A 19,137-nucleotide genomic window follows, 5' to 3' on the forward strand; every position below is an offset into this window, starting at 1 on the left:
AGTGACACTCGCCAATGACACCGAGGTCTACTACGACCCCTACGACGTCGACATCGTCGCCAGCCCCTACCCGGTCTATGCCCGGTTGGTCGAAGAATCGCCGATCTACTACAACGAGCGCTACAACTTCTGGGCGCTGTCTCGCTATACCGATGTCGAACAGGCGCTGCTGAACTGGGAGACGTTCTCCAACAGCCGCGGCGACATCCTCGAACTCGTCCAATCAGATTTCGACATGCCGCCAGGCGTCATGATGTTCCAGGATCCGCCCATGCACACCATGCTGCGCGGAGTGATGTCGCGGGTCTTCACACCGCGCCGGATGGCGGAGATCGAGGATCAGGTCCGGCGATTCTGCGCGCGCTGCCTGGATCCGCACGTCGGCTCGGACGGTTTCGACATCATCGCCGAACTGGCCTCGATGATGCCGATGCGGGTGATCGGTATGTTGATGGGCATCCCGGAATCCGATCAGGTCAGTGTCCGAGATGCCAACGATGCCAACCTGCGCACCAAAGCGGGCGCGCCGATGAAGGTGATGGACCCCGACCGGATCGCCGACGGCCGAATCTACGCCGACTACATCGACTGGCGGGCCAAGAATCCCTCCGATGATCTGATGACCGCACTGCTCAACGTCGAATTCGACGACGAACGCGGCGTACGGCGAAAGCTGACCCGCGACGAGGTGCTGCGCTACACCCAGGTCGTGGCCGGGGCCGGCAACGAGACCACCGGACGGCTCATCGGCTGGCTGGCCAAGGTGTTCGCCGAGCACCCCGATCAACGCCGCGACGTATTCCAGGACCGGTCGCTGCTGAACCGTGCCATCAACGAAACCCTGCGGTTCGAGCCGACGGGCCCGCACGTGGCACGTTGGATGGCAAAGGATTTCGAGTGCTACGGCACGACGGTGCCGGCCGGCAGCGCCATGCTGTTGTTGTTCGGCGCTGCCAACCGCGACCCGCGCCGGTTCACCGATCCCGCTACGTTCAACATCCACCGCAACGACGGCCCACACCTGACCTTCGGTAAGGGTGCGCACTTCTGTCTCGGATCGAACCTGGCCCGCCTGGAAGGCAGGGTAGCGCTCGACGAGTTGCTCAACCGCTGGCCGGACTGGGACATCGACTACCAGACCGCACAACTGGCGCCGACCTCGACCGTCCGGGGCTGGGAGCGGCTGCGCATCGTGGTGGGGTGAAAGGCGCCGCCGACCAGCCCTAGTCGATGACGGCGACTTCCTTGCGCTCCGTGATCGGACGGGCGAGTTCCTGGTCGTCGCAGATTCTTTGCAACTTGTCCAAGGTCTCGTCCAGGCCGGCCCCCAGCGGACGGCCAGGGCTGAAGGTGGCCGGCAGGTGCCGCATGCCCTGGATGACCCCGATAGTTTCGTAGTGCACCGTACCGTCGGGGTCGCAGCGATAGTCCGGCATCCGGTCGAGCACCGCGGTCAGCATGGACTTGAATACCGTTCGCGCAACGTTGGAGCCGATGCAGCGATGCACACCGAGGCCGAAGCTGAAGTGCCGGTTGCCTTTGCGGTCCATGATGATCGTGTTGGGGTCGGCGAACACCGCCGGGTCACGGTTGGCCATCGCCCAGGAAATCCACAGTCGCTCGCCCTCTTTGAAGCGGGTTCCTTCGATTTCGACATCGTCGGAGAAGGTGCGGCCGTCACCGGGCGCAGGGGTGAAGTAGCGCAGGAATTCTTCGGTGGCCGAGTCGAGCAGGGTATCGCGCTGCCGGCTGAGCAACTCGCGTTGGTCGGGATTCTGCGAAAGCCATTCCATCGCATGCGCGGTCAGCGCAGTAGTGGTGTCGAATCCACCGCCGATCACCAGGCCGAGATTGCCCAGGATCTCCAAATCCGGTGCCGGTTCGCCGTCGATCCGCGCCGAAACGAGTGCGTTGACGATGCCGGGGCGCGGGTTTTCCCGGATTTCGATCATGTTGTTGAGCAGATCGAGCCCCATCTCGCGGTGCATGGCCACGACCCGCTCGAGGTCTGGCGAATGCTCCGGGGTGTACACCGCGGCGTGGGTCGGCTCGCTGTAGATCGCCCACTTCTTCAGCGGGATACCCATCATCGCCAACGTCAGCACCGCCGGCACGATGTTGGCGAGATCGTCGACGAAGTCGATGCGGCCTTCCTCAATCTTCTCGTCGAGGCAGGCCCGTGTCACGTCGTCGATGAATGGCACCCACCGTTTGACCGCCGCCGGCGACAGGTACGGATTGAGCACGTTGCGGTAGTTGCGGTGTTCGGGCTCGTCCATTTCCAGAATGCCGCCGCGTACGCCGCTGGCACGCTTGGCTTTCGGGATCGAAATGCCTTGGTAGCCCCGGCGTTCGCCGTTGACGTCATGATCGTTGGAGACGTGCGGGCAGCGGGCCAGTTCGAACACCGCCTGGCTGCCGCCGGCGACCCAGTGACCGTCGTAGGTCTCACTCCACGCGATCGGACATTTCGCATGGATCTCCTCGGTGATCTTTTCGAACTGGGTTCGGTACTCCGGTGTATGCCGGTCGAAGTGGTACGTGTTCTTCTTGCGATCGCTGTCACTGACGACGTCGTCGACGCTCAAGGCCCTTAATTCCCTGTCTCTTCAATGCAGATGGCTTGCTCAGGGCAGGACTGAGCGGCTTCTCGTACCTGCGATTCATGTTCGGGCGGAACGTCTTCGGTGACCGCCGAGGAATGGCCTTCGATGTCGTCGAGCACGAAGGAGTCCGGCGCGATCATGGCGCACAGCGTGTGTCCCTGGCAGCGGTCCGGGTCGACCCAAACCTTCACGTTTCTCCCCTTACTTGCTGAAGTCGTACCACTTCAGGTAGCCGCCGGCATCGACGCGCAACTGCACGCCGGTGACATAGCGAGCCTCGTCAGAGGCCAGCCACAGCACGGCGTTGCTGATGTCTTCAGGCTCGATGAACGGAATCCGCATCGCCTGCTGCACCCCGAAAACCGGCTCGGCGTCGGCGCGGGTCGGCTTCGGCAGGTCCGGCCGGAACGACTGATACATCGGGTCGCTCTGCAGCATCGGGGTGTTGGTGTTGGTCGGGTGGATGACGTTGGCGCGAATGCCCAGCGGCGCAAGCTCGGTCGCCAGGTCGTGCACGTAGGTCGACAGGGCACGCTTGGAATGCACGTAGGCCATGCCGCCGGGGTCGGTGCCCGGGTTGTCCTTCTTAGCGGTGTCCATCAGCGCCGCGGTAGAACCGGTGGCAATGATCGATGCGCCCTCACGCAGATGCGGCAGTGCCACCTGAATGGCGTTGATGGTGCCGATCAGGTTGGTGTTGATCACGTCGCACCAAGCCTGCAGCGGCGGTTGGCCTTTCATGCCGGCGACGCCGGCCTGGGCCACCACGATGTCGAGCTTGCCGAACTCGCCCAGACCGCTTTCCAAGGCGGTGCGCAACTCGCCCGCCTCGCGCACGTCGGCCTGGGCGATCACCACAGCCTGCCCGGTCTTCTCGATGAGACGGGCGGTCTCGTCGAGGTCCTCCGGGGCAGCCATCGAGTATCCGATGGTGTCGATGTCACGGCAGAGGTCGACCGCGATGATGTCGGCGCCTTCCTCGGCCAGCCGCACCGCGTGACTGCGGCCCTGGCCGCGCGCCGCGCCGGTGACGAACGCGACCTTCCCTGTTACCCGACCCACAACTGCTCCTTCCGGTTACGTGTTGCGACCGCCGTTGACACCGAGTATCTGTCCGGTGATGTAGCTGGCTTCCTCGGAGATCAGAAAGGCGCACGCCGCGGCGATGTCTTCGGGCCTGCCGATCCGGCGCACCGGCGTCGCGGCGATGTTCTTCTCGACGTCGCCGAGATGACCGTGTTCTTCGGCCTTGCGCAGCATCGGGGTATCGATGAAGCCCGGCGGGACCGCGTTGACCGTGATGCCGTTGGGGCCGTACTCCAGGGCCAGCGACTTGGTGAGCCCGTTGACGGCGGATTTGGCCGCCACATAGTGGGACATGTACGGCGTGCCGGAATGGGTGCTCGACGAGGAGATGTTGACGATGCGGCCCCAGCCGGCGTCCAACATGTCCGGCAGCACCGCCTGGATCATGTGGAAGACCCCGTTGAGGTTGACGTCGATGATCCGCTGCCAGTCCTCGAACTCGATGTGGGTGAAGCGTTTGAACCCGTCCAGCCCGGCGGCGTTGACCAGGACGGTCACCGCGCCCAGTTGCTCGCGGATTGCCGACAATGCGGCGTCGACTTGGGACCGGTCGGTCACGTCGGCGGTGAAGGCGTACTCGGTCTCGGACGGTTTGAGGTCGACGGTGGCGACTCGGTAGTCGCCTGCGCGGAGCCGCTCGGCGACGGCCAAGCCGATACCCGATCCGCCGCCCGTGACGACGGCGGTCTTCACGTCCCCGCTCCGTCAGAGACCGTCTCAAACACCAAGAATCTCCCTTCCGATTATGAGAACCCTACTCTCAGACCGAGCTCGGTCGCAAGGCTAGCCAGAAACCGTGCTCGGCCTGCGAAGACGGTGCGGCTTCGGGACATCGCGACACCCTCCGAGTACGGCAGTCTCGTTTCTCCTGTTTGGTTGAATTCTCGTACCTGGAATGTATGATTCGCCCGGTATGAGAATGCAATTATCCATGTGTCAAGGAGGGCGGAATGGGTGCGCAGGACACGGTGGCGACGGTCGAGGGAGATCGGCAGTCCGTGCCCGGCGATAGCCCCGCGCCGTCATCGGCCGACCGCAAATTGCTGATCGACGGTCGCCTCGTCACCGCAGAGCGGAGCTTCCCCTCGGTCAATCCGGCCACGGGCGAAGAGATCGGCCACGCACCGGATGCCGGCATCGACGAAGCGCAGGCCGCGATCGCGGCGGCGCGCCGCGCTTTCGACACCACCGACTGGTCGACCAACGTCGAGCTGAGGATCCGGTGCCTGGATCAGTTGCACCAAGCATTGGTCGACCACGCCGAGGAGTTACGCGACCTGACGATCGCCGAAGTCGGTGCCACCCGCGCGCTGACCCACGGCCCGCAACTCGATGAGCCGATCGGCATTGTTCGCTACTACGCCGACGTGCTCCGGACCTACCCGATGAGCGAGGATCTGGGCGAGATCGAATCGCGTGGCATGCAGCACCACCGCTGGGTGGAAAAGGAAGCCGCCGGGGTGGTGGGGGCGATCATCGCCTACAACTATCCCAATCAGTTGGCGTTGGCCAAGCTGCCGCCGGCGCTGGCGGCCGGGTGCACCGTCGTGCTCAAGGCCGCACCGGACACACCGCTGATCACACTGGCGTTGGGCGAGCTGATCGCCAACCACACCGACTTTCCGCCCGGTGTGGTGAACGTGCTGAGCTCGTCGGACCCGGCGGTCGGCGCCGCGCTGACCACCAGCCCCGACGTCGACGCGATCACGTTCACCGGCTCCACTGCCACCGGCCGAAAAATCATGGCCGCAGCCAGCGAGACGGTCAAGCGCGTCTTCCTCGAACTGGGCGGCAAGTCGGCGGTGATCATGCTCGACGACGCCGACTTCACCATGGCCAGCATGTTCGCGGCGTTCTCGATGGTCACCCACGCCGGCCAGGGGTGCGCCTTGACCTCCCGGCTGCTGGTGCCCAAAACACACCACGATCAGATCGTCGAGCTGATCGCGGCCAACTTCGCCAACGTGCGCCACGGCGACCCGGCCGATCCGAAAACCTATATGGGCCCGCTGATCAACGAGCGCCAACGGGACAAGGTCGACGGCATGGTGCAGCGGGCCGTCGCCGCCGGCGCGACCTTGGTCACCGGCGGACAGCGGCTGGACCCGGGCTACTTCTATGCGCCGACGCTGCTGACCAACGTCGATCCGGACAGCGAGATCGCGCAGGAAGAGATCTTCGGTCCGGTGCTGGTGGTCATCGGTTTCGATGACGACGACGACGCCGTGCGCATTGCCAACAACTCGATCTATGGTCTGGCCGGCGCGGTGTTCAGCGCCGACCAGGACCGGGCGTTGACGGTGGCCCGGCAGATTCGGGCCGGGTCGTTCTCGATCAACGGCGGCAACTACTTCGCTGCCGACAGTCCGTTCGGGGGCTTCAAGCAATCCGGCGTCGGCCGCGAGATGGGGGTGGCCGGGCTGGAAGAGTTCCTGGAACGCAAGACCTACGCCGTACCTGTTGCGGGGGGAGCCGCATGAGGCCACTGGAGGGGATCCGCGTTCTCGAGGTCGCCATGTACGGGTTCGTCCCGTCCGCGGGTGCGGTGCTGGCCGAATGGGGCGCCGACGTGATCAAGGTCGAACATGCCGTGACCGGTGACCCGCAGCGTGGCCTGCGCCAGACCGGCATGCTGCGGGTGGAGGGCGACCCCAACCCGAACATCGAGCACGCCAACCGCAGCAAACGCAGCCTCGGACTGGACATGTCGGTTCCCGAAGGCAAGGAAGTGCTCTACGAGCTGGCTCGCCGGTCGGATGTCTTTTTGACCAGCTTTCTGCCGGGGCACCGCAAGAAGTTCGGCATCGACGTCGACGACATCCGCGCGGTCAATCCCAAAATCGTCTACGCCCGCGGCAGCGCGCTGGGCCCCCGGGGGGCGGAGTCGGAAAAGGGCGGCTACGACATGACCGCCTTCTGGTGTCGGGCCGGAACGGCGGCCACCATCACACCGGCGGGTATGGAGGGAATGATCGGTCCACCCGGGCCCGCGTACGGCGACACCATCTCTGGCACCAACCTCGCCGGGGGCATCGCGGCGGCGCTGCTCAAACGGGAGCGCACCGGCGAGCCGTCGATCGTGGACGTCTCGCTGCTGGGCAGCGGCCTGTGGTCGATGGGGCACACGGTGGCGTTGACCGTCCATCTGGGACAGCGGTTGGAGGCGCTACCGCCCGGTGTGCACGGCGCCCCTAACAACCCATTGGTGGGGCTGTATGCGACGAAGGACGGCCGCTACATTTCGTTTGTCATGATGCAGCCCACCAAGTTCTGGGCTGACGTGTGCCAGCACATCGACCGCCCGGAACTGGCCGACGATCCGCGTTTCGGCACCGTCGAAGACATCGCCGCACATACGCCCGAAGCCGTGGAGATCCTCAGTACCGCAATCGCCGCCCGCACTCTTGTCGAATGGAGTGAGCGCTTCGCAACGTTGGCGGGTCCCTGGGCGCCGGTGCAGGACACCTTGCAGGCGGCCGACGACGCGCAGATCCGGGCTAATGAATACGTAATACAGGCAGGCGAACTCGAACTGGTGGCCAACCCGGTACAGTTCGACGTCGCGGCGCCCGCATCGGGGCCGGCGCCCGGATTTGCCGAGCAGACCGACGAGATCTTGGCGGAGCTCGGCTTTGACTGGGACCGGATCATCGAGCTCAAGACGGCCGGCGCCGTCACCTGAGGGGACCCGCGATGCCACACGTCGCTGCGATTGGCACCTACCTGCCGTGCTGGGGGACCCCCTATCACCGCGCGGCGGGTGACGACGAGGACGCCATCACACTGGCCGTCGAAGCCGGCCGCGCAGCGCTACGTGGTGGCGGCGCCGTGGAGAAGGTCATCGTGGTCAGCCGCAGCCTGCCGCTGACCGAAAGCAGCAACGCCGCAGTGTTACTGGCTGGGCTGGGGCTGGACCCCGAGCTGGAGGTCGACGAACGGCTGGGTGGGGCGCCGGCGACGCTTGACGCGCTGAGCTCGGCCCGCCCGCGCACGCTGATCATCGGCGTAGATCTCGACCCGGCCGGTGCCGCGGCGATCGTCACCGCCGAGGACGGACTGCACGTGCGCACCGCCGCCCGCATCGCTCGTAGCTTGCCGGTGCGCACGCGCAATGCCGTCGGAGTGGTGCACGACTACGGCGACCCGCGGCTGTTGCAGCAGCGCGGCGTGGTCGCTTCACTGAAGGCGGCCTGGGTCGACACCCCGCTGGCCGTCGCCGGTGTGGAACACGAGCAGGCCCTTGAGCTGTCCGCCGGTCAGCAGCCCCGGCTGCCCACCATCGGCTCGAGTTCTGGGCTGTTCGCGCTGGCCGACCTGTCGGCCGCACAGATGACCGGGCGGCTGGTCGCAGTCGAGCAGGCCAGCCTGTCCGGAATCACCGTGGTCGGCGGCGAGGCGCGCATCTACCGGCATCAGCCGGCCGCCCGTGAGATGCCGGAGACCACGTTCATCCCCGGGAGTGATCTGGCGATTTCGCTAGCTGCCTACGAACGCGCCTTCGAAGCCAAAGTCCGCTGGGAGGCAGGCAAACACGCGGGCAGCGACCAACTGGACTTTCCGCCGCGCTACCAAGTCGGCGACGACGGGACGTTGGCCACCGACTACGAGCTGGTGCCGCTGCCGCGCACCGGCACGGTCTACACCGCGGTCTCGGTGCACATGCCGGTGCCCGGTCTGCGCACGCCGTACGCGTTGGCCATCATCGAGCTCGACGACTCGGATGTGCGTGCGCTGGTGAAGGTGACTGGCGCCGAGCCGGACACGGTCGCGATCGGCGAGAAGGGGCGTCTCGTTTTGCGCAGAATCGCCGTGCGGTCGGGTGTTCCGGACTACGGTTACGCCTTCGAACCCGAGGAGGCGGCGGCATGAGGCCAGTGGCGATCGTCGGGGCGGGGATGACGCCGTTCGCCGAACACTTCGCCTTGGGTATCAAAGATCTGCTGCCGATGGCGTTCGCCGACTGCGCGGCCACCGTCGACAAGGGTTTGGCCAAAACCGATTTGCAGGCCGCCTGGTTCGGTGCGATGGGCACCACCGATGGATTCCCGTCGGGGATCTTGGCCGACGCTCTGGGCCTGACCGACGTCCCGGTCACCCGGGTGGAGAACTCCTGTGCCACCGGCAATGACGCGGTGCGCAATGCGCTTTTCGGGGTGGCATCTGGCGCATTCGACGTCGCACTGGTGATGGGCGCGGATAAGCTCCGCGAAACCGCGTCGAAGGACCTGCTGTGGGAGTGGGAGGCGATGGCTCGGGACATGGCTTGGGACTATCCGCTGGGCCTGGTCGCGCCCGCCGGATTTGCCCTGCACGTCGCGCGCTATCTGCACGAATCGGCTGCCACCAAAGAGCACATGGCCATGGTGGCGGTCAAAAACCACCACCACGGAGTCAGTAATCCCAAGGCGCGGCTGCGCTTCGAGATCACCCTCGAGCAGGCGTTGGCCGCGCCGACCGTGGTCAGCCCGTTCGGTCTTTACGACTGCGCGCCGCAAAGTGACGGAGCCGCTGCGCTCGTGCTCGCCGCCGAGGATGTGGTCGACCGGTTCACCGACCGGCCGGTGTGGATCCGCGGCGTCGGCCTCGGGCTGGATTCGGTGATGCACCAGCACAAGCCGGACATGACGACGTTTCCGGCGACCGTGCGCGCCGCCAAGCGCGCGTTCACGATGGCCGGCCTGACGCCGGCGAACGTCGACGTCGCCGAAGTCCATGACTACTTCACCGGTATCGAGCTGATCAGTTACGAAGATCTCGGATTCGCCGAGCGGTTCGGCGCACACAAACTCGTCGAAGAGGAGGTAACCAGCGTCGGCGGCGCGCTGCCGGTCAACCCCAGCGGCGGCCTGAAGTCCAAAGGACATCCACCCGGCGCGACCGGAGTGGCACAATGCGTGGAGCTTTTCGAGCAACTCCGCGGCGAGGCTGCCAACCAGGTGGATGGTGCGCGTATTGGACTGGCGCACAATATCGGTGGTCCGACGGCGGTATCGGCCGTCACCATTTTGGAAGGACCGGGCGCCGATGGCGAGTAAGGGAGCGGAGCGCTGGTCCACCGGAATCAGCTTGCCGAGCGGCTTTTCCGGCGCAATGCAGGCCGTCGGCGGGCTTTTCGCAATGTCTGCTGACGCAGTGAAATTCGTGTTCCGCCGGCCCTTCCAATGGCGCGAGTTCCTGGAACAGTCGTGGTTCGTCGCGCGCGTCTCATTAGCGCCGACACTGTTGGTGGCCATACCGTTTACCGTGCTGGTCAGCTTTATTCTCAACATCTTGCTGCGCGAACTCGGTGCTGCCGATCTGTCCGGCGCAGGGGCCGCGTTCGGGGCGGTCACCCAGGTCGGTCCGCTGGTGACCGTGTTGATCGTGGCCGGTGCTGGGGCGACGGCGATGTGCGCCGATCTGGGGTCGCGAACCATCCGCGAGGAGATCGACGCGATGGAGGTGCTGGGGATCAATCCGGTGCAGCGTTTGGTGACGCCACGCATGCTCGCGTCGGGATTAGTTGCCCTGCTGCTCAACAGCCTCGTCGTGATCATCGGAATTCTGGGCGGCTACATCTTCTCGGTGTTCGTTCAGGACGTCAATCCCGGTGCGTTCGCGGCGGGCATCACGTTGCTGACCGGAGTGCCCGAAGTAATCATCTCTTGCGTCAAGGCAGCCCTGTTCGGGGTGATTGCCGGCTTGGTGGCGTGCTATCGGGGCCTGACGGTCACCGGCGGAGGCGCCAAGGCGGTGGGCAACGCCGTCAACGAGACTGTGGTGTACGCATTCATGTCGCTCTTTGTCATCAACGTGGTGGTCACCGCCATCGGCATCAGATTCTCGAGCAAGTCATGACTGTGCGGACGCTGCGAGCCACCTACCCTCGGACGTTTCGCGCCCTCGGTCAATGGCGTAAGCCGGTCGGCGCTTTTGCCGAGCTGGGTGATCACACGTTGTTTTACGGCCGGGCGATCGGTGGGATGCCGCATGCCGTCATCCATTATCGGCGCGAAGTCATTCGCCTCATCGCCGAAATCAGCATGGGCGCGGGAACTTTGGCGATGATCGGTGGGACCGTCGTGATCGTCGGGTTCCTGACGCTGGCTGCGGGCGGCACGCTCGCGGTTCAAGGCTATAGCTCGCTGGGCAATATCGGTATCGAAGCGCTGACCGGGTTTCTGGCGGCATTCATCAACGTTCGCATCGCGGCGCCGGTGGTTGCCGGGATCGGTTTGGCAGCCACCTTCGGTGCCGGTGTGACTGCACAACTGGGCGCCATGCGGATCAGCGAAGAGATCGATGCACTGGAGTCCATGGCGATCCGCCCCATCGAGTACTTGGTCAGCACCAGGATCATCGCGGGTCTGATGGCGATCACCCCTCTTTACAGCATTGCCGTGATTTTGTCCTTCCTTGCCAGCCAATTCACCACGGTCGTGCTGTTCGGCCAATCAAGTGGCCTCTACAACCATTACTTCGATACATTCCTGAATCCGATCGACTTGTTGTGGTCGTTCTTGCAGGCCATCCTGATGGCGGTCACCGTCCTGTTGGTACATACCTATTTCGGCTATTTCGCCTCGGGTGGACCCGAGGGTGTCGGGGTCGCAACGGGCAACGCGGTCCGCACTTCGCTCATCGTGGTGATATCGGTAACGCTGCTGGTTTCGCTTTCCATCTACGGCTCCAACGGCAATTTCAACCTCTCGGGATAAGGAAAGGATTCGATGCAACACACTGGGATACGCGCACTGACGGGTCTGGCGACCGTGGCCGTAATCGCTGCGATCGTCGCCGTCGCCGTGGGCTTATTCCAGGGCAGTTTCACCGAAAGCGCACCGATTACCGTGATCTCGTCGCGGGCGGGCCTGGTGATGAACCCGGACGCCAAGGTGAAGATGCGCGGGGTGCAAGTGGGTAAAGTCGCCTCGATCGAGTCGCGGCCGAACGGTCAAGCGGTTCTTCACCTGGCGATGTATCCCTCGGAGATGCACTTGATTCCGGACAATGTGCTCGTCAACATCGCATCGCCAACGGTATTCGGCGCCAAGTTCGTCGACCTGGTACCTCCGGCGGAGCCTTCGCCGAAGTCCCTCCGTGCCGGTCAGGTGCTTCAGGGCCAACACGTCACGGTCGAAATCAACACGGTCTTCCAACGACTCACGTCGGTATTGGACAGAATCGATCCGGCCAAGCTCAACGCCACCCTTGGCGCCTTGGCGAAGGCGTTCAGCGGCCGCGGCGACAAGATCGGACAGGCGCTCAGTGACCTGGATTCTTTTCTGGAGAAGCTGGATCCAAGTTTGTCCGCGCTGAGCCGTGACACTGCACTTCTCCCCGCGGTGGCCGACGCCTACGCCGACGCGGCGCCGGACCTCGTCAAGACCGTCGACAACGCGACAACGATCAGCAAGTCGATCGTCGACGAGCAACGCAATCTGGACGAATTGTTAATCAGCGCCATCGGTTTGGCGAATGTCGGCAACGATGTCCTCGGCACCAACCGCCAGCCGCTGACAAATGTGCTACATCTGCTGGTGCCAACCACCGATCTCACCAATCAGTACAACGAGGCGCTCAACTGCGGCCTCGCCGGCCTCGCCGTATTGTCACATTCTCCGCCGCTGACTGAGCCGGGCATCTACATTTCGGCCACCATTCTGTGGGGCTCGGAACGTTATCGGTATCCGACGGACCTGCCCAAGGTCGCGGCAACAGGTGGCCCGCAGTGTACGTATCTCCCGAGGCTGCCCTTCAATACCTACGCGAAGTATGTGGTCGCCGACACCGGCGGCAACCCCTTTAAATACGGGAACCAACAGCTGCTGCTGAACTTCGACGGGCTCAAGCAGTTGCTGTACGGGCCAATTGAGGGGCCGCCGCGCAACTCCGCTCAGATCGGGCAGCCCGGATGAGAGGCTCGTTACGCGCGACGGTGGTGAAGTTCGCGGTCTTCGGGGTCGTGATGGCGGTGCTGACCGCGTTCCTGTTCTTCATCTTCGGTCAATACCGAACCGGTTCGACGACCGGATATTCGGCGGTGTTCGCCGACGCGTCGCGCCTGAAGACCGGAGATTCGGTGCGAGTGGCCGGCATTCGGGTGGGGACGGTTGATGGCGTCTCACTGCGCCCGGACAAAAAGGTCCTGGTGAAGTTCAACGCCGACCGCAACATCATGCTCACCGAGGGCACCAAGGCTGCCGTTCGCTACCTCAACCTGGTCGGTGATCGCTATCTGGAACTCGTCGACGGCCCGGGGTCGACCAAGCGGCTGCCGGCCGGCGGCCAGATTCCCGTCGGGCGCACCGCACCGGCGCTCGATCTCGATCTGCTGCTCGGCGGCCTGAAACCCGTTATCCAGGGCTTTAATCCACAAGACGTGAACGCGCTGACCGCATCGCTCATCCAGATCTTTCAGGGCGAAGGCGGAAACCTGGAGTCGCTGTTTTCGAAGACGACGTCGTTCTCGAATGCCCTGGCCGACAACGACCAAACGGTCCAGCAACTCATCGACAACCTCAACACCGTAGTGGCGACCCTTTCAAAGGACGGCGACAAGTTCTCCGGCGCAATTGATCGCCTCGAGCAACTGGTCACCGGATTATCGGACGACCGCGACACCATCGGTACGGCGATTGACTCGTTGAGCAACGGAACCGCGTCACTCGCGAATCTGCTGTCCAATGCCCGGCCTCCGCTGGCCGGCACGGTGGAACAGCTGAGCCGGGTGGCGCCACTGCTCGACGAGGACAAGGACCGACTCGACGCCACAATCCAGAGGATGCCGCAGAACTACCGCAAACTGGTGCGACTGGGCACCATGGGCGCCACCATTCCGTACTACGTCTGCTATTTGACGCTCCGGGGCACCGATCTCAACGGCAAGACCGTAGTAGCCCCGTTGTTCAGGTCAGAAGCGGGAAGGTGCTCGGAACCCCATGCTTAAGTACCGCGGAGTTGGGCTGATCAAGGCCGGATTCATCGGCGTTGTCGTGATCGTGCTTGTCATCCTGGTTGGCTTGTCGCCCGACCGGCTGGTGTCGTTGGCGACGGCCGTTAGGTATCAGGCGTTGTTTTCAGAAGCCGGCGGCCTCGCGGCCGGCAACGACGTGACGGTGTCCGGCATCAAGGTCGGCTCGGTGTCGGATGTGTCTCTGCGCCACGGCGATGCGCTGGTGACGTTCACTCTGAAGGGAAACATCCCGCTCGGGTCAGAGACCACCGCGCACATCAGGACCGGTACGCTGCTGGGCTCGCGGATGCTGACGTTGGAGTCGGCCGGCGGCGGCATGATGCATCCGAATGCGGTAATCCCGGTGTCGCGTACGTCGTCGCCGTACTCGTTGACCGAAGCCGTCGGCGACCTCACCACCAACACCGCCGGGACCAGCACCCAATCGCTGAACCAGTCATTGGACACGTTGTCCGCGACGCTCGACCAGATCGCTCCGCAACTGGGTCCGACCTTTGACGGGCTGACCCGGCTGTCGCGAACCCTCAACGGCCGCAATCAATCACTGGGCCAGCTGCTCAAAAGTGCCGGCGATGTCACCGGGATCCTGTCCGAGCGCAGCCAGCAGGTGAACAAGCTGATCCTCAACTCCGACGATTTGCTCCAGGTCCTGGTAGCGCGGCGGCAGGAGATTGTCGAACTGCTGGCCGCCACGTCGGCGGTGGCCCAGCAGCTGTCAGGATTGGTGCACGACAACGAGAGCAAATTGGCGCCGACGCTGCAAAGGCTGAATTCGGTGACGGCGATGCTGGAGAAGAACCGCGACAACATTGCCAAGGCGCTGCCGGGTCTGGCGAAATTTGAGATCACGCTCGGCGAGGCCGTTTCCAGCATGTATTCGTACTCGGCGTTCGTACCGAACCTCTCTATTCCGCAAATCTTCGGACCGTTCCTCGAGTATTTGTGGGGGTTCCGTACCTTCGATACCGCCCGTGGTCCGGGTTTCCCGTCGCCCCTACCGCGGTCGCTGGTCCCCTTCCCGTACAACGGGATTCCGGAGTGCCCTGGTTGTACCTTGGGCGGGCGGATCGGAGGGACACAATGATCGCGCGCAACAGGCTGTCGGTCTGGCTCGCGATCGCCTTGGCGGGACTCGTCGTTGTCGGTGGGGCTGTGCTCGTCCGCAACACGTTCTTTCGGCCCAAGACAATAACGGCGTACTTCACTACCACCACCGCGATCTATCCGGGGGACGAGGTGCGCGTCTCCGGTGTGAAGGTCGGCACGATCAAGTCCATCCAACCGGAGGGAACCCGGGCCAAGATGACCTTGCACGTCGACCACGACGTGCCCATTCCAGCAGACGCGAAAGCAGTGATCGTCGCGCAGAATCTGGTCGCCGCCCGCTACGTTCAGCTCACGCCCACGTACCGGGACAGTGGCCCTGTCATGCCCGACGGCGCGACGATACCGGTCGACCGCACCGCGGTACCTGTCGAGTGGGATGAGGTCAAGACCCAATTGATGCGGCTGGCAACGGATCTGGGACCCAGAAGTGGCGTTTCGGACACGTCGGTAGGGCGGTTCATCGACAGCGCCGCCAACGCATTGGACAACGGCAACGCCGACAAACTGCGCCAGACGTTGGCCCAACTCTCCGGGGTAGGCCGAATCCTGGCCGACGGCAGCGGCAACATCGTCGATATCATCAAGAATCTACAGACCTTCGTCACCACGCTGCGTGACAGCAACGTTCAGGTCGTGCAGTTCAACAACCGGCTGGCCACCCTCACCAGCGTGGTCAACGACAGCAAATCCGACTTGGACGCCGCGCTGACCAATCTGTCTACGGCGGTCGGCGAGGTGCAGCGGTTCATCGCGGAAACCCGGGACCAGACCAGCGAGCAGATCGCGCGATTGGCCGATGCTACCCAGCCGCTCGTCGACCAGCACATGGCGCTGGAGAACATTCTGCACGGCGCGCCGACGGCGATCGCCAACTTCATGAACGACTACAACCCGGACACCGGAACTATCAACGGCGGCTTCGGAATCGTACCGTTCGCGAACCCTACCCAGTCGGGTGCGATTGTTCCGTTGCCGATTCCCGGCTGCTCGCAGCTGGCAAGCGTCGAGAATGTCACGGCGGTCGAAACGGGCAAGCTGTGTGCGCTGTTCCTCGGCCCCGGATTGCGGGTGCTCAACTACAACAACCTGCCCTTCCCCGTCAACCCATTCCTGATGCCGTCGGCGAACCCGGAAAACATCATCTACGCCGAGCCGCGTCTGGCGCCCGGTGGTGAGGGTCCGAAGCCCGGAGCGCCCGAGATCCCGCCGGCGGTGTCCGCGTACACCGGCCTGCCGGGTGACCCGGTAGGACCCCCCGGAGCGGTGCCGCCGGCGCGGATACCGGGTGCGGCGATGCCGTTGCCGCCGGCGCCCTCGGTACCGATGGAATCGCCGCCGCCACCGCCACCGCCGCTGCCGGGGCCATTGCCCGCTGAAGGGCCGCAGCCATGACGGCCCGGGTCGCCGTCCGGCGAGTGCTCGCCATCGGTTGTTGCGTGGTGTTGACCGCAACCGGATGCGCATTTCACGGACTGAATTCACTACCACTGCCGGGCGCGGTGGGACGCGGGGCGGGTGCCGACACCTATCACGTCGAGGTCAGGAATGTCGGCACGCTGGAGTCGAATTCGCCGGTGATGATCGACGACGTCATTGTCGGCAGCGTCGGCAAGATGACGCCGAATACGGCGAATGCGGTGAAGGGATGGCACGCCGACGTCGAGATCTCGGTAAAGCGCGATGTCGTCATCCCCGCCAATGCGGTAGCCAGCATCGGTCAGACGAGCTTGCTCGGGTCGATGCACTTGGAGCTCAATCCGCCGCTCGGTCAGCCGGGGATAGGGCGACTGCAACCGGGCGCCACCATCCCGCTGAACCGGGCGTCGACGTATCCATCGACAGAGCAAACCCTTTCGTCGCTATCGGTGGTCGTCAACGGTGGCGGGCTGGGTCAGTTCGGTGAGATCGTCCACAATTTCAGCGCCGCCCTGTCCGGTCGGGCGGGCGCCGTGCGGGATCTGATCACCCGCCTGGACAAATTCGTCGGCACGTTCGACCAACAGCGTGACAACATCGTCTCGTCCATCCAGGCGCTGAACCAGCTTGCCAGCAAGTTCGCCGCACAGAACGACGTCCTCACTCAAGCGCTGCGCAAGGTCCCCCCGGCGTTGGAGGTGCTGAACAAAGAGCGGCCGCGCCTGACGGAAGCCCTGGACAAACTTCGGGTCTTCAGCGATACCGCTACCAAGCTTGTCAATGACAGCCAGGCCGATCTGGTCAAGAACCTGAAAAACCTGGAGCCGACGATCCGAGCGCTGGCCGACGTCGGGCCCGAACTCGGTGCGGCTCTCGCGCAGTCGGCGGTCTTCCCGTTCACTCAGAATTTCGTCGATCGAGCAGTGCGCGGCGATTACTTCAATGTATTTGCGGAGCTCGACCTTACGATTCCACGCCTCAAGCAAGGACCGTTCTTGGGAACCCACTGGGGGCAGCTGAAGGCCATCGAACCACCGGCACCGGGTGACCCGCCTTACCTGAACTACACACTCGATCCCTTGCATGCCGGCGCGGGTGCGGCACCACCCGGCACTCCGCCGCCGCCTAACGCTGCGCCGCTGCCTGGCCCTCCGCCACCGGCCGGACCGCCACCGGGACCGCCGGCGGATGCGCCGTCGCCTGCTACCCCGCCGGGGCCCGCTGTTTTGCCGCCGGGAATCCCGCCGACGGAAGGCGGCGGATAGATGCTGTCGCGCTTTGTCCGAATCCAGCTGGCGATCTTCGCCACCGTCGGGATCATCGGTGTGGTCGCGATGGTTCTCTTCTACATCCAAGCGCCGACCCTGCTGGGCATCGGACGGATGACGGTCACGTTGGAGCTGCCCGCCACCGGAGGCCTCTACCGGTTTTCCAACGTGACTTACCGCGGCGTGCAGGTCGGCAAGGTGACGGCGGTCAGCCTGACGCCCAACGGCGCGAAAGCGACGCTTTCCCTTAGCAACTCGCCCAAGATCCCGGCAGACCTGCAAGCCGAGGTACGCAGCGTCTCCGCGGTCGGCGAACAATATGTGGATTTACGGCCGCGAACCGACTCGCCCCCGTATCTGCGCGACGGTTCAGTAATCGCCATGGGCGACACCACGATTCCGCAAGCAGTCGGGCCCATGCTCGATCAAGTCAGTGCCCTGGTCAACAGCATCCCTAAGAACAAACTCGGTCAGTTACTCGACGAGTCATTCCAGGCGTTCAACGGGTCCGGTTACGATGTCGGGTCACTTTCGGACTCGTCCGCGCGGATCGCCGGGGACGCCAACGCCGTCGTCGACCGCACCCGCGCTTTGATCGAGGACAGCGGACCGTTCCTGGAAGCTCAGGCACAGACCACCGATTCGATCAGAGCGTGGGCGCGCAGCTTGGCTGGCATCTCGGATGTGCTGGTCACCGATGATTCGAACGTGCGCACCGTGTTGCACGACGGTCCCGGCGCAGCAAAACAAGCGACTGCGCTGCTCGAGCAAGTCAAACCGACGCTCCCTATTCTGCTGGCCAACCTCACCACCATTGGCCAGATCGGTGTCACCTACCACCCCGGGCTGGAGCAACTGCTGGTGTTGCTACCGCCACTTGTTGCCGTCGAGCAAACGGCCAACGCCACGAACTGGCCGAACGGTTTGGCCCATGGCGACTTCGCACTCACGGTCGACGATCCGCCTATCTGCACGGTCGGCTTCATGCCGCCCAGCCAGTGGCGATCGCCGGACGACGAAAGCGACATCGACACACCGGACGGGCTGTATTGCAAACTGCCGCAGGATTCGCCACTCTCGGTGCGCGGCGCCCGTAACTACCCGTGCATGGACAAGCCCGGCAAGCGCGCGCCGACGGTCGAAATCTGCAAGAGCGACCAGCCATACATGCCGCTGGCGATGCGCCAGCACACGCTTGGTCCGTCCCCGCTCGACCCAAACCTGCTTTCGCAGGGCATCCCGCCTGATGATCGAGTTACCGTCAACGACAGGATCTTTGGCCCTGTCGAGGGAACACCGCTGCCGCCGGGGGCGGTCCCGCGCGGCACACCGCCGGGGCCGCGAGGGACCTACGGGCCGCCGGGCCCGGGATACGCTGCGCCGCCGCTGCCGTCATCGGCCACCATGTCGACGCAAGCCGCTGATTATCCGCCGATAGCGCCGCTGGACGTCCCCGATGTGCCCCCGGCACCGCCGATCGCCGTACCCGCACCGGCTGAGGGACCGACTGGCGTTGGGCCGCAGGCGGCTCCGAGTTCGTTCGGAGACAAGGCTTCTCAACCGCGACCCGCCGTCGCGGTCGCCCAGTACGACCCACGTACCGGTCGATATGTCGGTGGCGACGGCCACCTATACCAGCAGTCAGATTTGGTGAAGTCGGCTGGGGCCAAAAAGTGGCAGGACTTGCTCCCCACCTGAA

Annotated in this window: 17 protein-coding genes; 13 read left to right on the plus strand and 4 right to left on the minus strand. The window is 64.3% G+C overall.

Going from position 1 to position 19,137, the window contains the following annotated elements; translation table 11 throughout:
* The first annotated feature begins 1 nt into the window (after position 1).
* Positions 2 to 1,204 carry a cytochrome P450 gene (locus A5707_RS17090; protein WP_065015641.1) on the plus strand — a complete coding sequence of 401 codons (1,203 nt, stop codon included), beginning with the start codon at positions 2 to 4 and terminating at the stop codon, positions 1,202 to 1,204.
* Between the two features lie 19 nt (positions 1,205 to 1,223).
* On the opposite strand, the gene A5707_RS17095 is transcribed toward A5707_RS17090, so the two are convergent.
* The 4 genes from A5707_RS17095 to A5707_RS17110 are packed head-to-tail and all read right to left on the minus strand — an operon-like array spanning position 1,224 to position 4,385.
* Positions 1,224 to 2,588 (minus strand): cytochrome P450, encoded by a 1,365-nt coding sequence (locus tag A5707_RS17095; RefSeq protein ID WP_065015642.1) that lies wholly within the window; start codon positions 2,586 to 2,588, stop codon positions 1,224 to 1,226.
* Positions 2,589 to 2,593: 5 nt separating this feature from the next.
* On the minus strand, positions 2,594 to 2,797 hold the full coding sequence (locus tag A5707_RS17100; protein ID WP_065015643.1) for a ferredoxin: 204 nt from the start codon (positions 2,795 to 2,797) through the stop codon (positions 2,594 to 2,596).
* A 10-nt stretch (positions 2,798 to 2,807) separates the two neighbouring features.
* Positions 2,808 to 3,668, minus strand: a complete 861-nt coding sequence (locus tag A5707_RS17105) for a mycofactocin-coupled SDR family oxidoreductase (protein WP_065015644.1) — start codon at positions 3,666 to 3,668, stop codon at positions 2,808 to 2,810.
* Between the two features lie 15 nt (positions 3,669 to 3,683).
* Positions 3,684 to 4,385, minus strand: coding sequence for an SDR family NAD(P)-dependent oxidoreductase (locus tag A5707_RS17110; protein ID WP_065015645.1), 702 nt, complete (start codon positions 4,383 to 4,385; stop codon positions 3,684 to 3,686).
* 257 nt (positions 4,386 to 4,642) lie between these two features.
* Between A5707_RS17110 and A5707_RS17115 the strand changes: the two genes are divergently transcribed.
* Genes A5707_RS17115 through A5707_RS17170 form a run of 12 tightly spaced genes read left to right on the plus strand, consistent with a single transcriptional unit; the run spans position 4,643 to position 19,136 of the window.
* A complete protein-coding gene (locus tag A5707_RS17115) occupies positions 4,643 to 6,172 on the plus strand; it encodes an aldehyde dehydrogenase family protein (RefSeq protein WP_065015646.1) in 1,530 nt (509 codons plus the stop codon).
* Positions 6,169 to 7,374, plus strand: a complete 1,206-nt coding sequence (locus A5707_RS17120; RefSeq protein ID WP_065015647.1) for a CaiB/BaiF CoA transferase family protein — start codon at positions 6,169 to 6,171, stop codon at positions 7,372 to 7,374. Before A5707_RS17115 ends, A5707_RS17120 begins: the two co-directional genes overlap by 4 nt.
* A gap of 11 nt (positions 7,375 to 7,385) precedes the next feature.
* Positions 7,386 to 8,561 (plus strand): Zn-ribbon domain-containing OB-fold protein, encoded by a 1,176-nt coding sequence (locus tag A5707_RS17125; RefSeq protein ID WP_065015648.1) that lies wholly within the window; start codon positions 7,386 to 7,388, stop codon positions 8,559 to 8,561.
* Positions 8,558 to 9,727, plus strand: coding sequence for a thiolase C-terminal domain-containing protein (locus A5707_RS17130; RefSeq protein ID WP_065015649.1), 1,170 nt, complete (start codon positions 8,558 to 8,560; stop codon positions 9,725 to 9,727). The genes A5707_RS17125 and A5707_RS17130 overlap by 4 nt, the downstream gene beginning before the upstream one ends.
* The gene (locus A5707_RS17135) at positions 9,717 to 10,529 is read left to right on the plus strand and encodes an MlaE family ABC transporter permease (protein ID WP_065015650.1); all 813 of its coding nucleotides are present in this window, start codon (positions 9,717 to 9,719) and stop codon (positions 10,527 to 10,529) included. Before A5707_RS17130 ends, A5707_RS17135 begins: the two co-directional genes overlap by 11 nt.
* On the plus strand, positions 10,526 to 11,389 hold the full coding sequence (locus A5707_RS17140) for an MlaE family ABC transporter permease (RefSeq protein ID WP_065015651.1): 864 nt from the start codon (positions 10,526 to 10,528) through the stop codon (positions 11,387 to 11,389). The genes A5707_RS17135 and A5707_RS17140 overlap by 4 nt, the downstream gene beginning before the upstream one ends.
* A gap of 12 nt (positions 11,390 to 11,401) precedes the next feature.
* A complete protein-coding gene (locus A5707_RS17145; RefSeq protein WP_082969521.1) occupies positions 11,402 to 12,589 on the plus strand; it encodes an MCE family protein in 1,188 nt (395 codons plus the stop codon).
* Positions 12,586 to 13,620 carry an MCE family protein gene (locus A5707_RS17150; RefSeq protein ID WP_065015652.1) on the plus strand — a complete coding sequence of 345 codons (1,035 nt, stop codon included), beginning with the start codon at positions 12,586 to 12,588 and terminating at the stop codon, positions 13,618 to 13,620. Before A5707_RS17145 ends, A5707_RS17150 begins: the two co-directional genes overlap by 4 nt.
* Positions 13,613 to 14,731 (plus strand): MCE family protein, encoded by a 1,119-nt coding sequence (locus A5707_RS17155; protein ID WP_065015653.1) that lies wholly within the window; start codon positions 13,613 to 13,615, stop codon positions 14,729 to 14,731. Before A5707_RS17150 ends, A5707_RS17155 begins: the two co-directional genes overlap by 8 nt.
* Positions 14,728 to 16,146: an MCE family protein gene (locus tag A5707_RS17160; RefSeq protein ID WP_065015654.1), complete on the plus strand. Its 1,419-nt coding sequence runs from the start codon at positions 14,728 to 14,730 to the stop codon at positions 16,144 to 16,146. The genes A5707_RS17155 and A5707_RS17160 overlap by 4 nt, the downstream gene beginning before the upstream one ends.
* The gene (locus A5707_RS17165) at positions 16,143 to 17,435 is read left to right on the plus strand and encodes an MCE family protein (RefSeq protein WP_065015655.1); all 1,293 of its coding nucleotides are present in this window, start codon (positions 16,143 to 16,145) and stop codon (positions 17,433 to 17,435) included. Before A5707_RS17160 ends, A5707_RS17165 begins: the two co-directional genes overlap by 4 nt.
* Entirely contained in the window at positions 17,436 to 19,136 is a 1,701-nt protein-coding gene (locus tag A5707_RS17170; RefSeq protein WP_065015656.1) for an MCE family protein, read from the plus strand.
* Position 19,137: the final 1 nt, after the last annotated feature.

The organism is Mycobacterium kyorinense (genome assembly GCF_001672775.1).
GTDB classification, from domain to species: domain Bacteria; phylum Actinomycetota; class Actinomycetes; order Mycobacteriales; family Mycobacteriaceae; genus Mycobacterium; species Mycobacterium kyorinense_A.

Excerpts from the sequence above, each read along its gene's own strand:
- A5707_RS17125 (WP_065015648.1), top strand. The coding sequence starts at position 7,386 with ATGCCACACGTCGCTGCGATTGGCACCTACCTGCCGTGCTGGGGGACC.
- A5707_RS17150 (WP_065015652.1), top strand. The coding sequence starts at position 12,586 with ATGAGAGGCTCGTTACGCGCGACGGTGGTGAAGTTCGCGGTCTTCGGG.
- A5707_RS17135 (WP_065015650.1), top strand. The coding sequence starts at position 9,717 with ATGGCGAGTAAGGGAGCGGAGCGCTGGTCCACCGGAATCAGCTTGCCG.
- A5707_RS17155 (WP_065015653.1), top strand. The coding sequence starts at position 13,613 with ATGCTTAAGTACCGCGGAGTTGGGCTGATCAAGGCCGGATTCATCGGC.
- A5707_RS17120 (WP_065015647.1), top strand. The coding sequence starts at position 6,169 with ATGAGGCCACTGGAGGGGATCCGCGTTCTCGAGGTCGCCATGTACGGG.
- A5707_RS17130 (WP_065015649.1), top strand. The coding sequence starts at position 8,558 with ATGAGGCCAGTGGCGATCGTCGGGGCGGGGATGACGCCGTTCGCCGAA.
- A5707_RS17140 (WP_065015651.1), top strand. The coding sequence starts at position 10,526 with ATGACTGTGCGGACGCTGCGAGCCACCTACCCTCGGACGTTTCGCGCC.
- A5707_RS17165 (WP_065015655.1), top strand. The coding sequence starts at position 16,143 with ATGACGGCCCGGGTCGCCGTCCGGCGAGTGCTCGCCATCGGTTGTTGC.
- A5707_RS17145 (WP_082969521.1), top strand. The coding sequence starts at position 11,402 with ATGCAACACACTGGGATACGCGCACTGACGGGTCTGGCGACCGTGGCC.
- A5707_RS17170 (WP_065015656.1), top strand. The coding sequence starts at position 17,436 with ATGCTGTCGCGCTTTGTCCGAATCCAGCTGGCGATCTTCGCCACCGTC.
- A5707_RS17160 (WP_065015654.1), top strand. The coding sequence starts at position 14,728 with ATGATCGCGCGCAACAGGCTGTCGGTCTGGCTCGCGATCGCCTTGGCG.
- A5707_RS17115 (WP_065015646.1), top strand. The coding sequence starts at position 4,643 with ATGGGTGCGCAGGACACGGTGGCGACGGTCGAGGGAGATCGGCAGTCC.